This window comes from Staphylococcus sp. 11-B-312 (assembly GCF_016743055.1).
GTDB classification, from domain to species: Bacteria; Bacillota; Bacilli; order Staphylococcales; family Staphylococcaceae; genus Staphylococcus; species Staphylococcus ureilyticus.
On the sequence record NZ_CP068241.1, the window covers coordinates 2,518,799 to 2,536,267 of the forward strand.

14 protein-coding genes are annotated in these 17,469 nt (G+C 32.3%); 7 read left to right on the forward strand and 7 right to left on the reverse strand.

Going from position 1 to position 17,469, the window contains the following annotated elements:
• Window positions 1-78 precede the first annotated feature (78 nt).
• The 3 genes from JG554_RS12135 to JG554_RS12145 all read left to right on the forward strand — a co-directional run bounded on the left by JG554_RS12135 (window position 79) and on the right by JG554_RS12145 (window position 3,320).
• Window positions 79-1,191 (forward strand): YibE/F family protein, encoded by a 1,113-nt coding sequence (locus JG554_RS12135; RefSeq protein WP_107359879.1) that lies wholly within the window; start codon window positions 79-81, stop codon window positions 1,189-1,191.
• Entirely contained in the window at window positions 1,188-1,976 is a 789-nt protein-coding gene (locus JG554_RS12140; RefSeq protein WP_070657469.1) for a YibE/F family protein, read from the forward strand. Before JG554_RS12135 ends, JG554_RS12140 begins: the two co-directional genes overlap by 4 nt.
• Window positions 1,977-2,147: 171 nt before the next feature.
• Window positions 2,148-3,320 (forward strand): IS256-like element IS256 family transposase, encoded by a 1,173-nt coding sequence (locus JG554_RS12145; protein ID WP_000195429.1) that lies wholly within the window; start codon window positions 2,148-2,150, stop codon window positions 3,318-3,320.
• Window positions 3,321-3,494: 174 nt separating this feature from the next.
• On the opposite strand, the gene JG554_RS12150 is transcribed toward JG554_RS12145, so the two are convergent.
• Window positions 3,495-4,127 (reverse strand): hypothetical protein, encoded by a 633-nt coding sequence (locus JG554_RS12150; RefSeq protein WP_107359880.1) that lies wholly within the window; start codon window positions 4,125-4,127, stop codon window positions 3,495-3,497.
• A 739-nt stretch (window positions 4,128-4,866) separates the two neighbouring features.
• Window positions 4,867-5,730 (reverse strand): GNAT family N-acetyltransferase, encoded by an 864-nt coding sequence (locus tag JG554_RS12155; protein WP_107359881.1) that lies wholly within the window; start codon window positions 5,728-5,730, stop codon window positions 4,867-4,869.
• Between the two features lie 182 nt (window positions 5,731-5,912).
• On the opposite strand from JG554_RS12155, the gene JG554_RS12160 reads away from it, so the two are divergent.
• Window positions 5,913-6,182 (forward strand): hypothetical protein, encoded by a 270-nt coding sequence (locus JG554_RS12160; RefSeq protein ID WP_019467864.1) that lies wholly within the window; start codon window positions 5,913-5,915, stop codon window positions 6,180-6,182.
• A 124-nt stretch (window positions 6,183-6,306) separates the two neighbouring features.
• On the opposite strand, the gene JG554_RS12165 is transcribed toward JG554_RS12160, so the two are convergent.
• Both JG554_RS12165 and JG554_RS12170 read right to left on the reverse strand, forming a co-directional pair.
• Window positions 6,307-7,281, reverse strand: coding sequence for a LysM peptidoglycan-binding domain-containing protein (locus JG554_RS12165; RefSeq protein ID WP_203265314.1), 975 nt, complete (start codon window positions 7,279-7,281; stop codon window positions 6,307-6,309).
• A 163-nt stretch (window positions 7,282-7,444) separates the two neighbouring features.
• Window positions 7,445-8,224, reverse strand: coding sequence for an arylamine N-acetyltransferase family protein (locus tag JG554_RS12170; RefSeq protein WP_046207002.1), 780 nt, complete (start codon window positions 8,222-8,224; stop codon window positions 7,445-7,447).
• Between the two features lie 445 nt (window positions 8,225-8,669).
• Here JG554_RS12170 and ilvD point away from each other — a divergent pair, with 445 nt between their 5' ends.
• Entirely contained in the window at window positions 8,670-10,370 is a 1,701-nt protein-coding gene (gene ilvD, locus JG554_RS12175) for a dihydroxy-acid dehydratase (protein WP_107359884.1), read from the forward strand.
• A 132-nt stretch (window positions 10,371-10,502) separates the two neighbouring features.
• Here ilvD and JG554_RS12180 read toward each other — a convergent pair whose 3' ends face one another.
• Window positions 10,503-10,910 carry a DUF2000 domain-containing protein gene (locus JG554_RS12180; RefSeq protein WP_107359885.1) on the reverse strand — a complete coding sequence of 136 codons (408 nt, stop codon included), beginning with the start codon at window positions 10,908-10,910 and terminating at the stop codon, window positions 10,503-10,505.
• 184 nt (window positions 10,911-11,094) lie between these two features.
• Between JG554_RS12180 and JG554_RS12185 the strand changes: the two genes are divergently transcribed.
• Both JG554_RS12185 and JG554_RS12190 read left to right on the forward strand, forming a co-directional pair.
• On the forward strand, window positions 11,095-11,673 hold the full coding sequence (locus JG554_RS12185) for a LysE family translocator (RefSeq protein ID WP_107359886.1): 579 nt from the start codon (window positions 11,095-11,097) through the stop codon (window positions 11,671-11,673).
• Between the two features lie 23 nt (window positions 11,674-11,696).
• On the forward strand, window positions 11,697-12,470 hold the full coding sequence (locus JG554_RS12190; RefSeq protein WP_107359887.1) for an AraC family transcriptional regulator: 774 nt from the start codon (window positions 11,697-11,699) through the stop codon (window positions 12,468-12,470).
• A gap of 863 nt (window positions 12,471-13,333) precedes the next feature.
• Here the strand turns inward: JG554_RS12190 and lip are convergent.
• Window positions 13,334-15,640 (reverse strand): YSIRK-targeted triacylglycerol lipase, encoded by a 2,307-nt coding sequence (gene lip / locus JG554_RS12195; protein ID WP_203265315.1) that lies wholly within the window; start codon window positions 15,638-15,640, stop codon window positions 13,334-13,336.
• 375 nt (window positions 15,641-16,015) lie between these two features.
• Complete coding sequence (locus tag JG554_RS12200) at window positions 16,016-17,344, reverse strand: sodium-dependent transporter (protein WP_203265316.1); 1,329 nt, start codon at window positions 17,342-17,344, stop codon at window positions 16,016-16,018.
• Window positions 17,345-17,469 lie beyond the last annotated feature (125 nt).

Here is a 17,469-nt window from a genome sequence, read left to right on the forward strand (position 1 = left end):
TATGCATAAAACTTTTGAATTTAAATCGTTGTGAGCGTATAATCGCATTGTCTATATAGAGAGGACTGAAACAAAACAATGCCTTTTAAAACGTTATTTAAACGGCCTTTTGATTGGGTCGTCTTGATATTCATGATCTTATTTTTAGCTGTATTTATTTTCACATTTTTCAATGACAGATTTTACGATACACCAATTGGTCAAATCACAAAAATCGAAAATAAATCCACATCACACATTACGGATGATAATCACAATAAAGATACTAAATATAACCAAACCCTAACACTTAAAATTTTAAACGGGAAGTTCAAGGGGCAAACGACGAAGATACCACACCATTACATCGCATCACAAGCTGATAGTGAAGCATTCTCCAAACACAACAAAGTTTTGTTACACATTGGCAAGCATCTAGGTGATATTTATATCATAGAAAAGAAACGAGATAGCCTCGTCGTTATGATAACTGGAATATTTTTATTAACCGTTTTACTGGTAGGTCGAAAAATCGGTTTACAATCGATACTGTCTTTAGTTTTCAATACTATTGTTGTGCTCTTGGCTATCTACTTACACAGTAAATTCCCGAATTTAAACTTATTTGCACTTATGAGTATCGGTGTCATTTTCAGCACGATATTCACTTTACTCTTAGTTACTGGTTGGCGATGGCGAACGTCAATTACGATAGCAAGCACTTTATTAGGGACTTTTATTTGTGTTGGTGCTACCCAATTAGTTATTGAATTAACAGGCGGTGCTGGCTTAAAGTTTGAAACTATGAGTTTCTTAACTTTGCCTCCTAAGGACGTTTTCCTCGCTTCTGTTATGATTGGCACACTCGGTGCTGTCATGGATGTTGCTATCACAATAGCAAGTGGCATGGCTGAAATATTACGCAGAACGCCTAACATCAACATGACTCGTTGGGCGCTCGCAGGACGTAATATTGGCCAAGATATTATGGGGACAATGACAAATATCTTATTATTTTCATATTTATCTGGTAGTCTTCCAATGTTTCTGATATATCTTAAAAATGCCAATACAGTTACTTATACAATTTCCATGAATTGGTCATTAGAAATTTCCCGGGCAATTACTGGTGGTATTGGCATTGTTTTAACTATTCCAATCACTATTTTATTAATGCAATTATGGTTTAAAATGCGAGGTGCTAATCAGTGAGCGTCATAACAATCTTAGGTTTTATACTTTTCTTATTAATGGCAATCTTTGGAGGAAAAAAAGGAATCATCTCTTATTTAACACTCTTTTTAAATTTTGTCATATTATTAATCACTGTTATTATCATTATGCTCGGTGCACCTATTTATCTTGTAACACTGATATTCTGTATCGTTATCGCAGCATGTAATTTATTCGTTTTAAATAGTTACAATACAAAAACCAAAGCAGCATTTTGCGCGACGATTATTACTACTTTATGCTTGATAATCGGCATTTATTTATCAGTATCTATCGGACATTTACAAGGATTTACGACCGAGCAACAAGATGAAACGTATATTTTTTCTATGAATATTGGCATTGATATGGTGAAATTCATGGTGTTCACAGTAGTGCTTGCCGTCATAGCTGCGGTGATTGATTTAGCAATAACAATCAGTTCACCCATGTATGAGCTATACGAAACCAACCCAACTTTATCAAGCAAAGCATTGTTTCAATCTGGTATGCGGGTAGGACGTGAAATTTTAGCTACATCTGCAAACACAATTTATCTAGCCTATTTTGGTGGGCAATTAACGTTATTCTTTTGGTTTTTTAGATTGAACTATTCTTTTGGACATATCATCAATTCTAAAATCTTCGCACAAGAATTTATATCCATTCTTCTAGGTGGTATCGCTGTTGCAATCAGCATCCCTATTACTGCTTGGATAACTGCACTTTTAATTAAATATCAAAAAAAGCGTCATCCAGAACACACACATCAATCGTCACATTAAAAAGTGAAAAGGAAGTGGGACATCTTTAAATGCTTCCCACTTCCTTCTTAAATTTGTATAATTATATAATGATAAAGTCCGTATAATTGTGTAAAAGTAAAAAGGCCATATAACAGTCCTTTTACGGTACAATGTTTTTAACGACAAAAACATACCCAGGAGGACTTTTACATGACCCAAGTACATTTTACACTGAAAAGCGAAGAGATTCAAAGCATTATTGAATATTCTGTAAAGGATGACGTTTCTAAAAATATTTTAACAACGGTATTTAATCAACTAATGGAAAATCAACGAACAGAATATATTCAAGCAAAAGAATATGAACGAACAGAAAACCGACAAAGTCAACGAAATGGCTATTATGAGCGCAGCTTTACGACACGTGTAGGCACGCTAGAATTAAAAGTACCCAGAACACGTGATGGCCATTTTTCACCCACAGTGTTTGAACGTTATCAACGAAACGAAAAAGCCCTCATGGCTTCAATGTTGGAAATGTATGTATCAGGCGTTTCAACTCGTAAAGTATCAAAAATTGTGGAAGAACTTTGTGGTAAATCCGTCTCTAAGTCCTTCGTTTCTAGCTTAACAGAACAGCTAGAACCTATGGTTAACGAGTGGCAGAATCGTTTATTATCAGAAAAAAATTATCCTTACTTAATGACCGATGTACTCTATATAAAAGTACGAGAAGAAAATCGAGTACTCTCAAAAAGCTGTCATATAGCGATTGGAATAACCAAAGATGGCGACCGTGAAATTATCGGCTTCATGATTCAAAGTGGCGAAAGCGAAGAGACCTGGACAACATTTTTTGAATACCTAAAAGAACGCGGTTTACAAGGTACGGAACTCGTTATTTCTGATGCGCACAAAGGATTAGTCTCTGCCATTAGAAAATCCTTCACCAACGTAAGTTGGCAAAGATGCCAAGTTCACTTCCTAAGAAATATCTTTACCACCATTCCTAAAAAAAATTCAAAATCTTTCAGAGAAGCTGTTAAAGGAATTTTTAAGTTCACAGATATTAACTTAGCGCGTGAGGCTAAAAATCGATTGATTCATGATTATATCGATCAACCAAAATATTCAAAAGCTTGCGCATCATTGGATGATGGATTCGAAGACGCCTTTCAATATACCGTACAAGGAAATTCCCACAATCGACTAAAGAGTACCAATCTAATTGAACGACTGAATCAAGAAGTACGCAGAAGAGAAAAGATTATTCGCATCTTCCCCAATCAAACATCAGCCAATCGCTTAATTGGAGCCGTTCTTATGGACCTACATGATGAATGGATTTATTCTTCAAGAAAATACATCAATTTTGATAAGTAGAAATGGTAAAAACATTGTATAGCATTTTACACAGGAGTCTGGACTTGACTTATATAATGCATACATACTAATTTTTATAATTAAAGCTTTTTTCCATCCTACAATGGCACAAATTTTTCAGCTTTTATTTGTGAATTTAACTTTCCAAGCGTTTTTTCAACACAATGATATCATTTAAAGTTCTTGCAATTTTTCATTTAATAACCGTATTTTACGTTCTCGTAACTTTGTGTAATATGAGATATCCTCTTCTCTTGTTTGCAGTGGGAATATATAATAAATATCTTGATAAAAATCAATATTAAATTTAGTACGTCTACCTTCCAATACAATTCTCGAACTACTAGGTTGTGCCAAGGATAATTCATATTTGGGCATCACACTATGGTACACATTGACTATCTTCCCATCTTTGATTAAATCTGAAGTATTGATAAATTTAATCTCTATATGGTTTTCATTCGCTAAACTTCTCGTTAATAATGCTAACATAATGTCACAAAACATAATTGTCATAATCCCTTTGTTTTCAAAAGGAGGTGCCACCTCTAATTTTTCAATGTATACCTTTTCAGTTTCATCAAAATGATCAAATCTAGAACTAAATGTATCGTAAGCTTCATTTTCATATCTAGTAATAACGCTTGTCGCAATATAATCAAATGAAGTACCTGTCAAATAATAGTAACATTCCCCAAAATCTACGAACCTTTGATATGTAAAAGGTTTTATTTCTTCATTAAAATTTTTACACATAATATTAAATGGACTCACATTTTGGCTCACATTGTTACGTTTTATAAGCATAAAATAACCTCCTATTACATTGTTTTTCATCATAATAGTTGGCTATCGCAATACTCGCTGTCGACACACATAGAAAAACACCCCACATCAAATGTGAAGTGTCAAAGCTCATGTTTACTTTTCAACTTAAGAACAATGATTATTAATCAATAAAATAATCTACTATTTATGTCATGCTAAACTTTTAAAAATCAAACTTCTACAAAGTATCATCTAAACTTATGACAGCAGACAACATTAATAAATGACTTTCAACCATAATATCTATTAAGCTCTACGTACAATCTCATATGCGAAGCACTTGCAAAAGCCAATCTTAACGGTTTAAAAATGATTTTTCATAAACCAAACTGCACATCAAGAAGTTCAAATAAAAATCTTCGATTCATATTGTCTATTCAATCTAATCATGCTTGAGCAATTCAGTTTAACAGCTTATACATTCAAAATAATCATATCCTTATTTTATATTATTTATATATTTAACATTTAATAACCAACCATAGCAGATTTTCATATTTAAATAAACATAATTGATTCATCTAAATTTAAATAATTATAATATATTTTTAATTCTGCGTTTAAAATCTTCAAATTTAATTATAGTTATCAATTTTTTACTCTTATTTATTTTCCATTTGTAACTCTATTACGCAACCACATTTATCAAGTTTTTCACGTAAAAAAACGTCGCAAAGTCTAACAAACTCTGTTAGCTTTTACGACGCAACTTTTAATTTCAACAACTTTGTTTCATTATGTAGACAGGTTTGTTTTCTAATAACGTTTCCCCTACGATTTCATAATGATTTTGAATATAAAGTTTTCTAGCCAAATGGTTATCTGTATTAACCGCTAAATAAATTTCATTGATCGTCGGATAATACCGCTTGATATATTGAGGCAATGCTTGCATAACCTTTTTACCGTACCCGAATCCTCGATATTGACTATCCACACTAAAAGATCTAAAAAATATTGCATTTGGGTTTGTAGAATAAGGTTTGATCCCTTCTCCTTCATGTAACGTAAAAAAGCCAACACATCGGTCTTTGTCATCATACACTAACGTAGGGTGACGTTCTTGATCTCGATTTGCTAAATCAATATTTTCCAAAGGGGTTTTAGTGAATTTACGATCTTCTTCCAACAACGTAAATTTCTCTAAATCAGAAAATAACAATGTATGATACGGTCTTAATTTCACCATTTTAGATACCGCTTCTTTAGCATATTCAATCCATGTAAGCACGGCAGGTGCAATTTTTTCTGTTTCATCTTTTTTCATCCACTTTATATCAGTAATTTCTTGTGCTGGTTTTACTGATGACCAATCAATTTCAAAAGATGTTGAAAAACAATTTAACTCCGTCTTTTTATCTTTTTGGGGATAAGCATCTCCTACAATTTTCCCCATATATGTAAAGGTTTCTTCCGAAATATCCAACTGTAATTCCTCTTGTAATTCTCTTCGTAAAGCTTGTTTTAGAGATTCTCCTGAATCTATTTTTCCACCTGGAAAATAATATTTATTTCTGTTTCTAGCTTGTACTAATAACAACTTGTCATCTGATTCAACTACTAAGCATACACATTTAATCATAACTAACGTCTCCACTCCCCCTCATGAATAAACATCATAATCAAACTATTTTTGTACTTTCAGCACTTATGTTATCATATTTTCTTCCTTGAAAACATTTGGTATCTCTCTCTCACCATAGAGTTTAATTTATTTAATGTTATAATAATAAAACGGATTTTATAAAATGGAGGATTTCATTCATGGCTAAAAAAACAAAAATTAACCGCATTTCAAATACAATTAATTTCATAGGTATTGCCGTAGAAGGCTTTAATTGGTATGCATATCAATCAAAAAATAAAAAATTACTATACACGAGCATGGCTATTACAAGTGTGGGTGCAGTCTTAGATTTCTACACTGCCTTAAAATCACCTAAGAAATTTGCTAAAATATTTTCAACATTCACTTTGGCAAGTACGTTGTTCTCAACTGCCAAGCGTATAAAATCATTACGTCAAGAACCATAAATATAAACCGCACATCAATGTGTTGTAAAATTTCATAAAAGCAAAACAAACGTCAATTTCTATATAATTAATAGAAATTGACGTTTATGCGTGAGTGTCAAAAATATTTATTTCTTCGACAGCTTTAATGAATATATTTATATGAACTTACTTGAGATGCTGGAATTGTTCTATAAGTGACGATGCCAGGCGAAGCACTGTAGTTCATTTCAGAAACCGTAATACTACCATTTGAATTTACAGATTCTACAAATGCTACATGTCCATAATATCCAAGGTCACTTTGTAAGATTGACCCTACAGTTGCTCTATGATCTACTGTGTAGCCATCTCCTGGTGCAGCGTTGTCCCAATTATTAGCATTCCACCAATAAGTACTAATCCCTTTACCGATTTGAGCACGTTTATTAAATACATGCCATGTACACTGACCCCAGTCATATAAATTTGAATGATTGAATACCGGCGTTTTATAGCCAGTTGAGCCAGTTGAGCCTGTTGAGCCACTAGATGACGATGCAGTACCAGATACTTTTAATTTTTGTCCTGGATAGATATTAAAGTTTTTAAGACCATTCAAACTCATGATTTTTTGATAAGTCGTACCGTATTTAGCTGCAATCGCCGATAATGAATCGCCTGATTTCACTGTGTATGTCGTTGTGCTACCTGATGCAGTTGAACCACTTGTTGACGTAGATGTTGATCCAGATACTTTTAATTTCTGGCCTGGATAGATTGTAAAATTCGAGAGCCCATTTAAACTCATGATTTTTTGGTATGTCGTCCCATGTTTTGCAGCAATCGATGACAATGAATCACCTGATTTCACTGTATATGTTGTCGCACTTGAGCTACTTGTTGAAGTGCTTGAAGTTGTAGTCCCTGACACTTTCAATGTTTGATTTGGAAAAATCACATTCGATGTCAAATTATTCAATGATTTCAATTTTGCTATTGAAATATTATATTTATTCGCTATTGACCAAAGAGAATCGCCACTTTTGACTTTGTATGTTGTAGCTGCATCTGCATTTGCAGAGTTAATAGCTGCAAGCGCACTTGTCCCAATTACAGTTGCTATTATTTTTTTATGCACTTATGTTAACCTCCCAAATATAAATCCGATACTTTTCGTTTCCATCACGCTTACTATTATACAATTTAATTTAACACTTTTGTATATAATTTATATGACATTATTATTACAAAGTAAACCTTTTGTTATTTCTAATGAAACATGGCTTTGAAAACTGTATATTTCAGTCAAATGTTTTTATATCTATATCTTTAATATTAAAATAACGATGTAAAAAGTATTTATAATTTTCAGATGTTATATTTTTCTTTTCCTTTTGACCATGATGTGTAATTGTTATATGATCATTCGACATTGTCACCCTACCATATGGCATTGCTTTACTAATTAACAGTTTCTGTACAAAAATAGATGATTCATTATTTTGATTAAACGCTATACCTGGTTCAAAATCTGCCAGTTCTCTAGGTTCATCTTTAAATTGATATTGCGTCTGCCATTTATAATCAACTTCTTTCTTCATTTCAAATGTATGGTCACTTACTTTACTTACCTTAAACTCACCGTTCACATCATAAACAGGTTGCTCATCATGTGCAATAGGTATGGCTGCTTTAGGTATATCCGCGTAACCGACATCAACTAAATATTTTTTCTGATTCAATATAACGATTAATGCCATATGTGAACCTTCCATGGCCCAGTCTGAACCATTATAAATTGTCGCAGAAACCATATAAACGTTATAGCCTTTACTTGTTAAATATTCACAAAACAATCTGTTTTGTTCATAACAATAACCACCTCTATGTTGGTTCACAATTTTATCTATCATTGATGCATTATCTAAAGCAATAGGTTGTCCATTCTGCACATTAATATTTTCAAATGGCACATTCAATACATATCTTTCAATATAATAGTTCAATGTTTCTAAGTGATTGCCATGATCTGTATGTGTGTCTATCTCTAAATAATTTTCTAATACGTTAAAATTAGTCATACAACTCCTCCATTTCTTAATAGCTTAAAAATAAGCTCGATACTCACGATGCATGAATTCAATTAGAAGTAACAAGCAAACCAGGAATTTTAAGTACATCAAAAAGCATCTTCAACTTAAACTCGATCAACCCCACTCATTCACTCGAAACAACAAAAATATAGTTATTCTAAGTTATGTATAATTTTCTTCAATATATTCTATAATTTTATATGATAAGGGGTAATAATGATTATAGGCAATCTTTTGATATTGACATCAATTAAATAAATAGATATTGTGTATGTCTATACATTTGTATAGCTAATCTAATAATTTTTACACATTTTGGCACCTCACGGTTTAGTGATATGTATGAACGTTTAAGCGTCACACTGCTTGGTGTTTATTATTAATTTTCAGACTATTCTTAATATATTATGTTTTTTATTTTGGAGGGGATTATTTGAGCAAGGAACAATCGCAAAATCAACAACCAAACGATTTACGAATTCGCAGCAAAGTGATTAGTGAAGGTGTAAGTCGCACACCAAATCGATCTTATTTACGTGCACTTGGTTTTGAAGATGAAGATTTTGAAAAGCCTATGATAGGTGTCGCTAGTACATGGAGTGAAGTCACACCATGTAATATGCACATCGACGGTCTCGCTCGTGCAACTAAACGCGGTATAAGCGAATCCGGAGGTTCACCATTGATTTTTAATACGATAACAGTTTCAGATGGTATCTCCATGGGCACAGATGGTATGCGTTTCTCATTGCCAAGTCGTGAAATCATTGCTGATTCAATTGAGTCTGTAGTCAACGCAGAAAATTTAGATGGCGTAGTAGCAATCGGTGGCTGTGATAAAAACATGCCAGGATGTATGATTGGTATCGCTCGTCTTAATTTACCCGCTGTCTTTGTATATGGCGGTACTATATTACCCGGAAAATTAAATGGTAAAGATTTGGATGCCGTATCTGCTTTTGAAGGTGTGGGACAATACAATAATGGAGAAATAGATAAGGCAGCATTACATAAAGTAGAGTGCGCTGCTTGCCCTGGTGCTGGTGCTTGTGGCGGGATGTTTACTGCGAATACAATGTCCTCTGCCATTGAAGCTATGGGAATGAGCTTACCTGGAAGTGCGTCTCACCCAGCTGTATCAACTAATAAATCTAAAGATAGTCGTGCAGCAGGCAAAGCTGTTTATCATTTATTGGAACAAGGTATATATCCTAAAGATATCATGACCAAAGAAGCATTTGAAAATGCAATTACTGTTGTCATGGCATTAGGTGGGTCTACAAATGCGATTTTACATTTACTAGCTATTGCACATACTATTGACGTAGATTTGACACTTGATGATTTTGAAAAAATACGTAAACGCGTACCGCATATTGCTGATTTAAGACCTAGCGGCAAATACGTCATGGCACATCTTGATGAAGTAGGTGGCGTGCCAGGTGTAATGAAATTATTACATGAAAAAGGGTTAATTCATGGAGATTGTTTAACAGTTACTGGGAAAACCGTTGCTGAAAACTTAGCTCAACAACCTAGCCTTTCTGACGATAAAGCAATCATTAATTTTGATCAGCCTAAACATCCTACGGGTCCACTTGTTATTTTAAAAGGTAATCTAGCACCTGAGGGCGCAGTAGCCAAAATTTCAGGTTTAAGTGTGACTTATATTAAAGGACCTGCTAAGGTTTTTGATTCAGAACCTGCAGCAACAAAAGCCATACTCAATGACGATATACAACCTGGAGATGTTGTGGTGATTCGCTATGCTGGACCAAAAGGGGCGCCTGGTATGCCAGAAATGCTATCAGCTTCTTCTATTTTAGTAGGAAAAGGATTAGGTGAATCTGTAGCATTGCTAACAGATGGACGTTTTTCAGGCGGTTCACATGGTCTAGTAGTTGGTCACGCTGCTCCAGAATCCCAAGCAGGGGGCCCAATGGCATTACTTCAAGAAGACGACATCATTACCATTGACGCTAAAAATTTAGAAATTAGTTTTGATATTTCAGATGAAGAGCTAGAACGTCGCCGCAATGCATGGCAAGCACCACCACTAAAAGAAACACGTGGTACTTTAGCAAAATATGCCAAACTCGTATCATCTGCTTCAAAAGGTGCAATTACTGACTAATGCATCACATTTGTTTAATTTGTTTAATACCATTCTATAATTAATGTTAAAAGTATAATTTGAACTCTTAAATAAAAACCAATGTACATCAAAAATGTACGTTGGTTTTTTATGTTAATGTCATTAATTTATTTAGCTATGCAACGCAAATCCTTTAAATAATTTATCTACATGATTTTTCTTACCGCGTATACCAATGCCAACAAGGTTTAAGTCCTCTGTTTTATATTTAGCAATTACCGCGCGATTATCTGCATCGTTATATGTGGAGAATAACTCTTCAGTATATACTGTGATAACAACATCTTTACTCAAAGATTTTTGTAACAACTCTACCATGGATTCTTGTGTCGATGAATGTATCATCACAGGTTGCTGAGACATCGGTAAATATTGTACGTTATCCTTATCTATATAGTATTCCCCAATAATATTTTGGGTTCCAGCAATTCCGCTCATTAAGAAGGCAGTTACATTTAATTTTTGCCATACTTCTAAGTCTTCTCTCAAAACAATTTTAATTTTAGTATCAAAAACCATATATAATTTACTCCTTTAGGGTGATAACAAATATTTTTCTATATCTTATATAGAATCAAGTGTTATATATAGGATAAAATTGCAGTATTTATATTTTTGGAAAATTATCAATGCAATAATATCCTATATAAAATATTCATTTACGTATACTCTATTAAAACGATTAAATTTTAAGGAGTATATTATGAATATGATTACTTTGATTGTTTATTGTTTTATTGTTACTGCAACACCTGGCCCCACCAACATCATAATTTTATCTAATGTTCAGAACTATGGAATAAAATCTGGTATGCGATTCATATATGGCTCAATCATTGGGTTTGTAGTATTGCTTGTAATTTCTGCTATATTGAACTCTTTTTTAAATAAAGTCCTTCCAAATATCATCATTTATTTACAAATTTTAGGTACCATTTATATGATTCACTTGGCTTATCAAATATTCAATATGGATGTTTCAAAAAAAGATGAGTCAAAAGTGAAAGGTTCATTTTTTTCTGGTTTATTGTTGCAATTTATAAACCCTAAAGTAATTTTATTCACTTTAACCGTTTTTCCTAGCTTTATATCACCCTATTCAAGTGAAAATTATATATTACTGACAAATATATTTATCATAGGTACCATTGGGTTTATTGCTTTTATGATTTGGGTGGGTTTTGGCGCTATATTTAATAAAATATTTCAAAAATATAATAAAATTTTAAACATTGTATTAGGTATACTTTTGATTTATGCTGCAATTATGTTATGGGTTTAAAGAACTTAAAAGAAGGTGAAAAGATGGAAGAATTCATATATAAAAAAAATGGAGGAATTACTGCTTTATCTGCAAGTATTAATGACTTCTCATATAAAAATCATACACATAGCGAATATGCTATTGGCGTTACTAAAAGAGGAATACAACATTATCATTTGGATGGTAAGCTTCAACTTTCATACCAAGATGGCATCATGTTATTTAATCCAGAACAAGTCCATGATGGAATGGCTCACGATCGTTCAGGCCTTGAATATTTTATGTTATATATTGAACCATCTGTATTATTAGATGCAGCTGAACGTAAAGAACCTATTCAATTTACAACACCAATAATTTATAATAGTAAAATTGAATCTGATGTATATCATCTAGCGAATGCTATATTTCATGAATACGAGGGAGAAATTATAGATGAGCAATTAATCAAACTTGTAGATGATTTAGTAAATCAATCTACAATTAAGAAACATGTTGAAAGTAACGCCTATATAAGTAAGATTAAGGGAAGAATACTTTATGGATTAAAAGAAAATTTGAAAATTACAGATTTAGCACATGAATTCGGCATGTCAAAATTCCAATTTATACGATATTTTAAAGAGCAAACTGGGATAACACCTTATCAATTTTTATTAAACAGCAAAATTAAAGAAGCAAAAAATATCATAGAAATAGATAAAGATATACATTTAGCAGTTAGTGAATTAGGATTTTCTGATTTAACACACTTAAATAGACAATTCAAAAAAATATACGGTATCACTGCAAACAATTACGCTCAGTCTTTTTAAACTTTATTACATATAGTTAATTTCACAAAATTTGATAATAGTATGATGTTAAGACATCAATGTTTTTGATTTACGAATTGACATTTACTTTGTTTCTATGGAAATTTTATATTTAAAAAATGTTGCTTTTTGAAAATAAGCTTCTATTAAGTATAAATGATAATGTAATCATCTTTCATACACTTTTGAATACTTTATTGTTATATTTTTTTATTAAATTCCATTTTGGAATAATTTATTACTATTTAGGGAATTTCAAACAAAATTTAGCACAAGTCTTTTATAGTGAAGTTAACAAATAAAAGTGAGGTGAAAGACATGGACTTTATCATTGATATCATCAAAAAAATCGTTGGTTTATTCACAGGTAAATAATTTCTAACCTCTATAAAGAGACTGGTACGGTATGTATCAGTCTTTTTTTTGATACATACTATAACCAATAGTTGCACTGAAACCATTCACTGATGTTGTTCTTTTTTTTATTTCTCTCCTCCTTCTTTAACGTCTTGTTTCACTTCTTTTACCCGTTCAATAAGCTTATTCACCTATCATACTTCATTATTATACAAAAATTGTATTCAAGAAAATATGACTCAAATCATAGTACGCTTAATAAAAAATAAACGAGGATAAAATCAAAACCATAAATTTTGATTATTTATCCTCGCTCAATTTTTCATATCAAATCGTCTTAAACCATTCTCTTTATATAATAATATTTAATTTCCTTCATTATATTTATTTCTACTTTCTTACGAAAATAAAGTTTTCAATATATTGAATAATGAACCTACTAAATCAAAAAAGTCTCCACTCATCATTTACCCTCACCTTCATAAAATGTATTTGCATCGCTTGATCTATGCTTCAGCGTTTTCAGTTTTTACTAAGTCTGAAGCAATACCTTCATAAAATTGTCTTAATTCTGCTTGTGAACGCTTTGTATCATTACTATCTTGTCCAACAAAGTCCGCATGATCCCAATCATGCATAATTGGTGTCACCTGCCAAACACCTTTTTGAACCTGGTTCGATGCTTCTACATGTGCTTGATTAAATGGATGTAATGCTGAAATTGTTGAAACCAGGCCATCATTGACACGCCATTCTTTTTCAGGTGCTTTTCCAATCACATTACCTGTTAATCCCATAGGTAAATACATGTTAATATCTGATTTTTGTTTACCAAATAATCCATCTCTTGTAGATTCTCCAGTATATGTCTTATAAACGATGTTCGGATTTAGTGAAGTTTTTTTATTTAATTCAGTCGCTCCTGCTCTGGTTAAATCATAAAAGCCATTATCGTTTGTCGTCCATAATTTACTGTCTTTCAATCGTTTAACATATTGATTATATGTCTCATCATCTTTTTGTTTTAAACCCCATTGCTCAAGACCAAAGCTAACTTTAGAATTTTTATTACCTTTTAGTTTCGCGTAATCAAACGCAACTTGTCTGATAAGCGTTTCATTACCTAATTGATCAGCTGCGTGTGTACCATTATGGGGTGTTGCTAAGGTAGTAATTGAACTAATCATGTTATCGTTATTACCTTGAAATACTGGTGCTATATCGCCACCATGTTGTTTTTGATATTCTATTTCTTCTGGATCACCATTACGTAAATATTCTTCTAGTTGTCTAATCGTTTGTCCACCCATGCTATGACCAACTAAATGAACTTTTTGACCTGGTTGCCAGTCTTTATATACACCTTCATATGTCTTGCCATAACGGTCGTGACCATATTTTTCAGCATGTGCAGCCCCATAATCTACTGTACCGCCTTTAATGTAATAGTATAATTCAACTGCTCTGTCATGGTTACTACTTAACGCACCAATACTTGCTTCATATGCATTGTAACCCTTTTGTTCTAAGTCTTGTTGAATATTTAATTTGTCGCCTCCCCAATAATGAGGTAAAACAGATGGTTTAATATCGTCTGTAAAACCATTAAAACCGTGTACTAATATAATGGGATCTTGGTTTTTATATTGGCCTTGTTTCGCTTTTTTTGTTGGTTGTTCTTGCGTTTTTTCAGCGTTCTGTTGGTTCACTTGATTATTTGTTGTAGCAACCGCATTTTTCTTAAGTAAAGCTAAATTTTTATCTGGATCGTTTTTCTGTTGATTGCTTTGGCTATCTTCGTTAGCTAAATTGTCATTTTTTAATTGCCCAAATTTAATATCATTTTGAGATTTTGATTGGGATGCACTTTCATTTACTTTCATCTCTTTTACTTTATCTTGTTCATTGTAGTCTGGATCTACTTCTTCTGTTGTCTGTGCTTCGGTTTTATCTTGCTTGTTGTAGTCCGGGTCTACTTCTTCTGTTGTCTCTGTTTTAGTTTTATCTTGCTTGTTGTAGTCCGGGTCTACTTCTTCTGTTGCCTCTGTTTTAGTTTTATCTTGTTTGTTGTAGTCCGGGTCTACTTCTTCTGTTGCCTCTGCTTTGGCTTTATCTTGCTTGTTGTAGTCTGGATCTACTTCTTCTGTTGTCTCTACTTTGCCTTTATCTTGTTTATTGTAGTCCGGGTCTACTTCTTCTGTTGCCTCTGCTTTGGCTTTATCTTGCTTGTTGTAGTCTGGATCTACTTCTTCTGTTGTCTTTACTTTGGCTTTATCTTGCTTATTGTAGTCTGGATCTACTTCTTCTGTTGTCTCTACTTTGGCTTTATCTTGCTTATTGTAGTCTGGATCTACTTCTTCTGTTGTCTCTACTTTGGCTTTATCTTGCTTATTGTAGTCTGGATCTACTTCTTCTGTTGCCTCTGCTTTGCCTTTATCTTGTTTATTGTAGTCTGGATCTACTTCTTCTGTTGTGTTATTTTTATTATTTTCTAAGTCTACCTTTTCATTATTTACGTTTTCTGCATCAGTCGTTAATTTATCATTATGTAAGCTTTGATTTTCTGAAGTTTGTTTATCATACTCTAAATTATTATTCTTATTAACCGGTACACTACTTTCCCCAGTAGTGTTATCACTATTTGTTTCCCCAACATGTTCCCCAATGTCCTGATAACTCATTTCGCTTGCTTGTTTTTCTGTTTCAGCAGCTTGCGCATTGTCTACGCCTATAAAGAGTAAAGCTCCAATTAATATAGATGATGCGCCAAAAGTGAATTTGCGAATACTATATTTGTTTTTTTTCTGTTCCATACTAGACACCTCTTGGTTAATAGAATTTAATAAATAACAAACTTCCTTTTGCTAAATGAATAGATTTAAAATAAAACGCGGTACTAATTCGAAAATTTTACCAATAATCTCTTTCATAAATTACTCCTTTCAGAAAACGTTTTCAAATAATAGTAAAAATTAAATTATCTATTTAAAACAATTAATGCACTACAACAAATTTTTTAAATAAATAATTTAATTTGACCTTACTAAACAAATAAAAAATAGTCAACAATATAAATAAAAATATAATAACTTAATTCATACTTTACAAATTATTCAAAAAAGCCCTTTATCAATACTCAATTTTCACATTGATATGATAAAGGGCTAATAATTAATGTTATTTAATTGCTATAAAAATTGTACGACAAATATTAATATAATAACGACTGGTAAAATAAATTTAATGAGATAATACCAAGGCATAAATAACCTAAATTTATCTTTTCCAAAGTGTTCTTTTAAAGCGTGTTTATCAAGTAATTGTCCTACAACAAGTGTTGTTCCCAACGCACCTATAGGCATTAAAATGTTGGAAACTAAGAAATCCATGTTGTCAAAAATAGTACCTGCTGCAAATTTTACATGACTCAGACTTCCAAAAGATAATGTTGCAGGAATACTTATCATAAAAACAAGTACACTTATATAAAACGATACAGATTTACGTTTCGAATTATCATTTTTAGTAAAGTTTGACACATTGAGTTCTAGTAACGAAATTGAAGAAGTAAGTGCTGCAAATAAAAATAATATCAAAAAAATAAAATAAAAACCTGAACCATATGCCATCTGATCAAATACTTTTGGTAACACTTTAAATAGTAATCCAGGTCCTTCAGTTGGACTATAACCGAAAGCTGAAATCGCAGGGAAAATTGCTAAACCTGCTAACACAGATACTAGAATGTTCATCGCTACAATAGAAACAGCCGAAGTTTTAATAGTCATTTCTTTAGATGCATAACTAGCATATGTAATCATGCCTGTTGTTCCTAATGACAGTGTAAAAAACGATTGGCCTAGCGCAAATAAAATCCCCTCTATTGAAATATCTTCTAATCGTGGTTGCAACATATATTTCAATCCTTCGAACGAGCCATCGAGAGTTAGCGATTTAACAACAATAATAATAAGGAAGATAAATAATAATGGCATCATAAATTTAGATGCTTTTTCTAATCCTTTTTCAACTCCCATCATTACAATGAACATCGTCAACAAAATAAATATCCCTTGGCCTGTAACCGTCAACCATGGATTACTTATAATAGATTCAAATTCTATTTGGCTTAATTTACCACCATTAAACGAGCATATTTGAAGTAATACATTAAATATATAAATGATAATCCAACCACCGATGACACTATAAAAACCAAATAAGATAAATACAGCTAAATTACCATTCCATCCTATAATATTTAACCATTTTCTATTTGTTAATTTTTCATATATTTTAGTAGTATATGTTTTGCCCATTTTTCCCACTGTAAATTCCATCATTAATAATGGCAGTCCTACAAACAGTGTAAATATTAAAAACATTAATAAGAAAGCCCCACCACCATAAATACCTGCCATATATGGAAATTTCCACATTGCGCCTAGCCCTATCGCAGACCCCGCACTTGCCAATATGAAACCGAGCGATGACTTCCATTGAGATTCATTATGCATCTTTCATACATCCTTTACACCCTATTATTCTTTACTGCGTTAAAGCGTTTATGTAACATAGGAAACTACTATAACATTTTTTTGAATTGAGCTCAATAGTTAATTACTTAAAACACTCGATATCA

Excerpts from the sequence above, each read along its gene's own strand:
- JG554_RS12135 (WP_107359879.1), top strand. The coding sequence starts at position 79 with ATGCCTTTTAAAACGTTATTTAAACGGCCTTTTGATTGGGTCGTCTTG.
- JG554_RS12145 (WP_000195429.1), top strand. The coding sequence starts at position 2,148 with ATGACCCAAGTACATTTTACACTGAAAAGCGAAGAGATTCAAAGCATT.
- JG554_RS12150 (WP_107359880.1), bottom strand. The coding sequence starts at position 4,127 with ATGCTTATAAAACGTAACAATGTGAGCCAAAATGTGAGTCCATTTAAT.
- JG554_RS12155 (WP_107359881.1), bottom strand. The coding sequence starts at position 5,730 with ATGATTAAATGTGTATGCTTAGTAGTTGAATCAGATGACAAGTTGTTA.
- JG554_RS12160 (WP_019467864.1), top strand. The coding sequence starts at position 5,913 with ATGGCTAAAAAAACAAAAATTAACCGCATTTCAAATACAATTAATTTC.
- JG554_RS12170 (WP_046207002.1), bottom strand. The coding sequence starts at position 8,224 with ATGACTAATTTTAACGTATTAGAAAATTATTTAGAGATAGACACACAT.
- JG554_RS12180 (WP_107359885.1), bottom strand. The coding sequence starts at position 10,910 with ATGGTTTTTGATACTAAAATTAAAATTGTTTTGAGAGAAGACTTAGAA.
- JG554_RS12185 (WP_107359886.1), top strand. The coding sequence starts at position 11,095 with ATGAATATGATTACTTTGATTGTTTATTGTTTTATTGTTACTGCAACA.
- JG554_RS12190 (WP_107359887.1), top strand. The coding sequence starts at position 11,697 with ATGGAAGAATTCATATATAAAAAAAATGGAGGAATTACTGCTTTATCT.
- lip (WP_203265315.1), bottom strand. The coding sequence starts at position 15,640 with ATGGAACAGAAAAAAAACAAATATAGTATTCGCAAATTCACTTTTGGC.
- JG554_RS12200 (WP_203265316.1), bottom strand. The coding sequence starts at position 17,344 with ATGCATAATGAATCTCAATGGAAGTCATCGCTCGGTTTCATATTGGCA.